At 74.7% G+C, this 4,427-nt stretch carries 5 protein-coding genes; 2 read left to right on the top strand and 3 right to left on the bottom strand.

Going from position 1 to position 4,427, the window contains the following annotated elements; all coding sequences use genetic code 11:
* Nucleotides 1–20 precede the first annotated feature (20 nt).
* The gene (gene nth, locus E0D90_RS23910) at nucleotides 21–881 is read right to left on the bottom strand and encodes an endonuclease III (protein WP_438827442.1); all 861 of its coding nucleotides are present in this window, start codon (nucleotides 879–881) and stop codon (nucleotides 21–23) included.
* Between the two features lie 538 nt (nucleotides 882–1,419).
* On the opposite strand from nth, the gene E0D90_RS23905 reads away from it, so the two are divergent.
* On the top strand, nucleotides 1,420–2,094 hold the full coding sequence (locus E0D90_RS23905; RefSeq protein WP_103504750.1) for a Crp/Fnr family transcriptional regulator: 675 nt from the start codon (nucleotides 1,420–1,422) through the stop codon (nucleotides 2,092–2,094).
* 124 nt (nucleotides 2,095–2,218) lie between these two features.
* On the opposite strand, the gene E0D90_RS23900 is transcribed toward E0D90_RS23905, so the two are convergent.
* Together E0D90_RS23900 and E0D90_RS23895 are read right to left on the bottom strand one after the other, a co-directional pair.
* Nucleotides 2,219–3,049 carry an MBL fold metallo-hydrolase gene (locus E0D90_RS23900; RefSeq protein WP_103504749.1) on the bottom strand — a complete coding sequence of 277 codons (831 nt, stop codon included), beginning with the start codon at nucleotides 3,047–3,049 and terminating at the stop codon, nucleotides 2,219–2,221.
* Nucleotides 3,046–4,005 carry an NUDIX hydrolase gene (locus tag E0D90_RS23895; RefSeq protein WP_130800047.1) on the bottom strand — a complete coding sequence of 320 codons (960 nt, stop codon included), beginning with the start codon at nucleotides 4,003–4,005 and terminating at the stop codon, nucleotides 3,046–3,048. The genes E0D90_RS23900 and E0D90_RS23895 overlap by 4 nt, the downstream gene beginning before the upstream one ends.
* 165 nt (nucleotides 4,006–4,170) lie before the next feature.
* Here E0D90_RS23895 and E0D90_RS23890 point away from each other — a divergent pair, with 165 nt between their 5' ends.
* Nucleotides 4,171–4,359, top strand: coding sequence for a hypothetical protein (locus tag E0D90_RS23890; protein WP_103504748.1), 189 nt, complete (start codon nucleotides 4,171–4,173; stop codon nucleotides 4,357–4,359).
* The last annotated feature ends 68 nt before the right edge of the window (nucleotides 4,360–4,427 follow it).

Below are 4,427 nucleotides of genomic sequence, written 5' to 3'. Positions count from 1 at the left end.
CGCGGTGCTCCCCCCGGCCGTCACGCGTCGGCCGCCCGTGAGTCGTCACCCGGGGCACCCGCAGCGGGCGGCGCGGGCGGGCCCGGGTATCCCGGCGGCGGCTTGAGCCGCTGGCCGGGAGCACCGGCCATCTCGTACTTCAGCAGCTTGCGCGCCTTCTCCGGGTCGGTCTCGCCCTCGCCGTAGGAGGGGCAGAGCGCGGCGATCGGGCAGGCGCCGCAGGCGGGCTTACGGCTGTGGCAGATGCGGCGGCCGTGGAAGATCGTGCGGTGGGAGAACATCGTCCACTCGCTCTTGGGGATGATCTCCGCGATCTCCGCCTCGACCTTCTCCGGGTCGGTCTGTTCCGTCAGCCGCCAGCGGCGGACGAGCCGGCCGAAGTGGGTGTCGACGGTCAGGCCGGGCACGTCGAAGGCGTTCCCGAGCACCACGAACGCGGTCTTGCGGCCGACGCCGGGGAGCTTCACCAGGTCGGCCATCCGGCCGGGCACCTCGCCGCCGAAGTCGTCGCGGATCATCGCGGAGAGACCCAGCAGGGACTTCGCCTTGTTGCGGAAGAAGCCGGTCGGCCGGATCAGCTCCTCCAGCTCGTCGGGGTCGGCGGCCGCCAGGTCGTCGGGGGTGGGGTAGGCGGCGAAGAGCGCCGGAGTGGTCTGGTTGACCCGCAGATCGGTGGTCTGCGCGGAGAGGACGGTGGCGACGAGCAGCTCGAAGGCGTTCTCGAAGTCGAGTTCGGGATGGGCGTAGTGGTAGACCTCCGCCAGTTCCCGGTTGATCCTCCGTGCCCGCCGCACCATGGCGAGCCGGCTCTCCGGCTTTCCCGCACCACGCACCCTGCTCGCTGCCATGCAGGGAAGGCTACGCCGGACCGCGCACCTCACGCCGCCGAATGGGGCCGGTCCGCGCCAACCTGCCGGCCTCGCCCCACGCCCGGCGGGGCCCCCACAGCCGGCGGCGATCACCCGCACGGACCAACGGGCACCGGCGGCGGCAGGCCACCGTGCGGAACGGGACGGTGACGGAAAGCCGCCGCTCGGGGCGGGGACGGGGCTCGGAGCCGGGGCGACGGCCACCGCGCGGCCGGCCCGTGAACGGGCCCGAACCGCCCCGAGGCCGGGTGTACGCCCGCCGGTCACTCCCTGTTCGCCGTGAGCGGAACCCGCTGACCGGCCGCCTCGGGCGGGACGGCCCGGGGCGGCGTTCTGCCCGTCCTGGCCGCAGCGTTGACCGTCGGAGGCGCCCGTACGGGCGTACCACCGGCGGGGTCGGACCGCCTCCACACCGGGACCGAACGGCCCCCTGTCGGCATGAGATCTGTTCAGGTAGGTCAGACTTGTGACTGATAGCACCGCTGTGCGGTCCGGCATGATGGGTCGTGTGGCCGACGCCTGGCCCACAGCCGACAGGGAGAGAGACCTCGTGGACGACGTTCTTCGCCGCGCACCGCTGTTCGCGGCGCTCGATGACGAGCAGGCCGCCGAGCTGCGCGCCTCCATGACCGAGACGACGCTCTCGCGCAGCGAGGCCCTGTTCCACGAGGGTGACCCGGGCGACCGCCTCTACGTCGTCACCGACGGCAAGGTGAAGCTGCACCGCACCTCCGCCGACGGCCGCGAGAACATGCTGGCCGTGCTCGGTGCCGGTGAGCTGATCGGCGAGCTGTCGCTGTTCGACCCGGGACCGCGGACCGCCACCGCCACCGCGCTCACCGAGGTGCGGCTGCTGGGCCTGGGCCACGGCGACCTCCAGCCGTGGCTGAACGTGCGCCCCGAGGTGGCCGGCGCGCTGCTGCGCGCGGTCGCCCGCCGGCTGCGCCGCGCCAACGACAACATGTCGGACCTGGTCTTCTCGGACGTCCCGGGCCGCGTCGCCAAGGCACTGCTGGACCTGTCGCGCCGCTTCGGCGTGCAGTCCGAGGAGGGCATCCACGTGGTGCACGACCTCACCCAGGAGGAACTGGCCCAGCTGGTCGGTGCCTCCCGGGAGACCGTCAACAAGGCGCTGGCGGACTTCGCCGCCCGTGGCTGGCTCCGGCTGGAGGCCCGCGCGGTGATCCTGCTGGACATCGAGCGACTGGCCCGCCGCAGCCGCTGAACCGGCGACGGCGCCGCCTGTGCGGTTCCGACGCGAACGCCCGGCCCTCCGTGGGCCGGGCGTTGGTGCGTCCCGGGGAAGGGCCGGGGCTTTCCCGCGTCCGGGGCCCGGCCGGGGCGCCCGGTCAGATGAGGCCGTGCTCGGTGAGGTAGTCGAGCTGGGCGCGCACCGACAGTTCCGCCACCGGCCACAGGGACCGGTCGACGTCCGCGTAGACATGGGCGACGACATCGGCCGGGGTCCGGTGTCCGGCCTCGACGGCCGTCTCGACCTGCGCGAGCCGCTTCGCGCGGTGCACCAGGTAGTAGTCGACGACCCCGGCGGCGTCGCGGAGCACCGGCCCGTGGCCGGGCAGCACCGTGCGCACCCCGTCGTCGACGGTGAGCGCGCGCAGGCGGCGCAGGGTGTCCAGGTAGTCGCCGAGGTTCCCGTCGGGGTGGTCGACCATCGTGGTGCCCCGGCCGAGGACGCTGTCGCCGGAGAGCACGGCGCCGTCGGCGGCCAGCAGGAAGGCGAGGGAGTCGGCGGTGTGACCGGCGGCGGGGACCACCCGCAGCCGCAGGCCGCCGACCAGCAGCAGTTCGCCGTAGGCCAGCGGCTCGCCGCCGCGGCAGAACTCCGCGTCCCGGGCCCGCACCGGGCTGCCGGTCAGTTCGGCGAACCGTGCGGCGCCCCCGGAGTGGTCGGCGTGGCCGTGGGTCAGCAGCGTGAGGGCGACGCGGCGGCCACCGGCGGTCGCGGTCTCGGCGACCCGGGCCAGGTGGGTCTCGTCCAGCGGCCCCGGGTCCACGACCACGACCTGGTCCGAGCCGGGTTCGGCGAGGAGCCAGGTGTTGGTGCCGTCCAGCGTCATCATCGACGGGTTGGGTGCCAGCAGGCAGGTGGCGCGCTCGGTGACGGGGCCGTCGGTGACGGCCCCGTCGGGCGCGCCCGGCAGTGCGGCGGCTTCGGTCATGGCGTGTCCTCCCCGTGGGCGGCGGTGTCCGCGGTGTCGGACGCGGTCGCGGCCGCGGTGTCGGTCGCGGTCTCCGTCGCTGCGACGGCGCGTTCGAACTCCTCGTGCCCCGGCCAGCTGAGCACCACGCGTCCGTCCTCCATCCGGGCCCGGGCCAGCACCGGCGTGAGGTCGCGGTCGGCGGCGGCGCGCAGCGCGGCGGCAGCATCGGCGTGCGGCAGCAGGGCGCGCAGGGTGGCGACGGTGGGCGGCATCATCAGCAGCTGGCCCGCGTCGTATCCGGCGAGCGCGGTGGCCGGGGCGACCCATTCGGCGTGGTCGGCCTCGGTCGACGCGTTGCGGCTGCGCTGCCCCTGGGGCAGGACGGCGACGAAGAACCACGTGTCGTAGCGCCGTTCCTCGAACTCGGGGGTGATCCAGCGGGCCCAGCCACCGAGGAGGTCGTCACGCACGACCAGCGAGCGGCGTTCCAGGAACTCCGCGAACGACACATCCCGGGAGACCAGCGCGAGCCGGTCGGCCTCCCAGTCGTCGCCGGTGGTGTCGGCGACGATGTCGTCCGCGGTGGTTCCGGCGAGCAGGACCCCGGCCTCCTCGAACGTCTCGCGCACGGCGGCGCAGACCACGGACTGGGCGGTGGCCTCGTCGACGCCGAGGCGGCGGGCCCAGCCGGCGGGTCCGGGGCCGGCCCAGGCCAGGGGGGCGCGGTCACGGGGGTCGACGCCGCCGCCGGGGTACGCGTAGGCGCCGCCGGCGAAGGCCATCGACAGCTTGCGGCGCAGCAGGAACACCTCGGGGCCCTCAGCGGTGTCGCGCAGCAGCAGCACGGTGGCGGAGCGCCGGGGTTCGGGCGGGGTGATCTCGCCCCTGGCCAGTGCGCGGATGCGGTCGGGCCACTGCGGCGGGAACCACTGTCCGCCGGTGGGGCCGCCTTCAGTCTCCGTCGATGAGCCCATGGCCGGATGCTACGCGGCAGGGGCCTGCGATGTCCGTCCGGGATGCCGGGCCTTGTCGCGCGCGGGACAGTGGAGTGAGGACGTGTCGCGCCGGGGTTCCGGCCCTGCGGGGCGCGCGCTGCTCGGGGATCGCAGACGACGGACGCCCCGGACAGAGGAGTCATCATGGCGAAGAGTCACAGCGAGGGTCGTGGGGGCCGTCCTGACCGGCCGGACCGCTCGTCGTTCGCCGAGCTGGAGCGCTCGCGCAACCACGCGGCGCAGCAGCGCGCGCGTCAGGCGCAGCGCGACCTGTCCTCGATCGCGGCGAAGACCCGGGGGAAGACCCAGCGGGCGACGATGAAGCGGCACTGAGTCCGCTCGCGCACCGGGCGGCGGCGGCCCGAGCACCCCGCCGCCCGGTGCGCGAGCGGACTCAGTGC

This window comes from Streptomyces otsuchiensis, from assembly GCF_004305975.1.
Classification (GTDB): domain Bacteria; phylum Actinomycetota; class Actinomycetes; order Streptomycetales; family Streptomycetaceae; genus Streptomyces; species Streptomyces otsuchiensis.
This window is presented reverse-complemented; position numbering and strand designations above follow the sequence as displayed.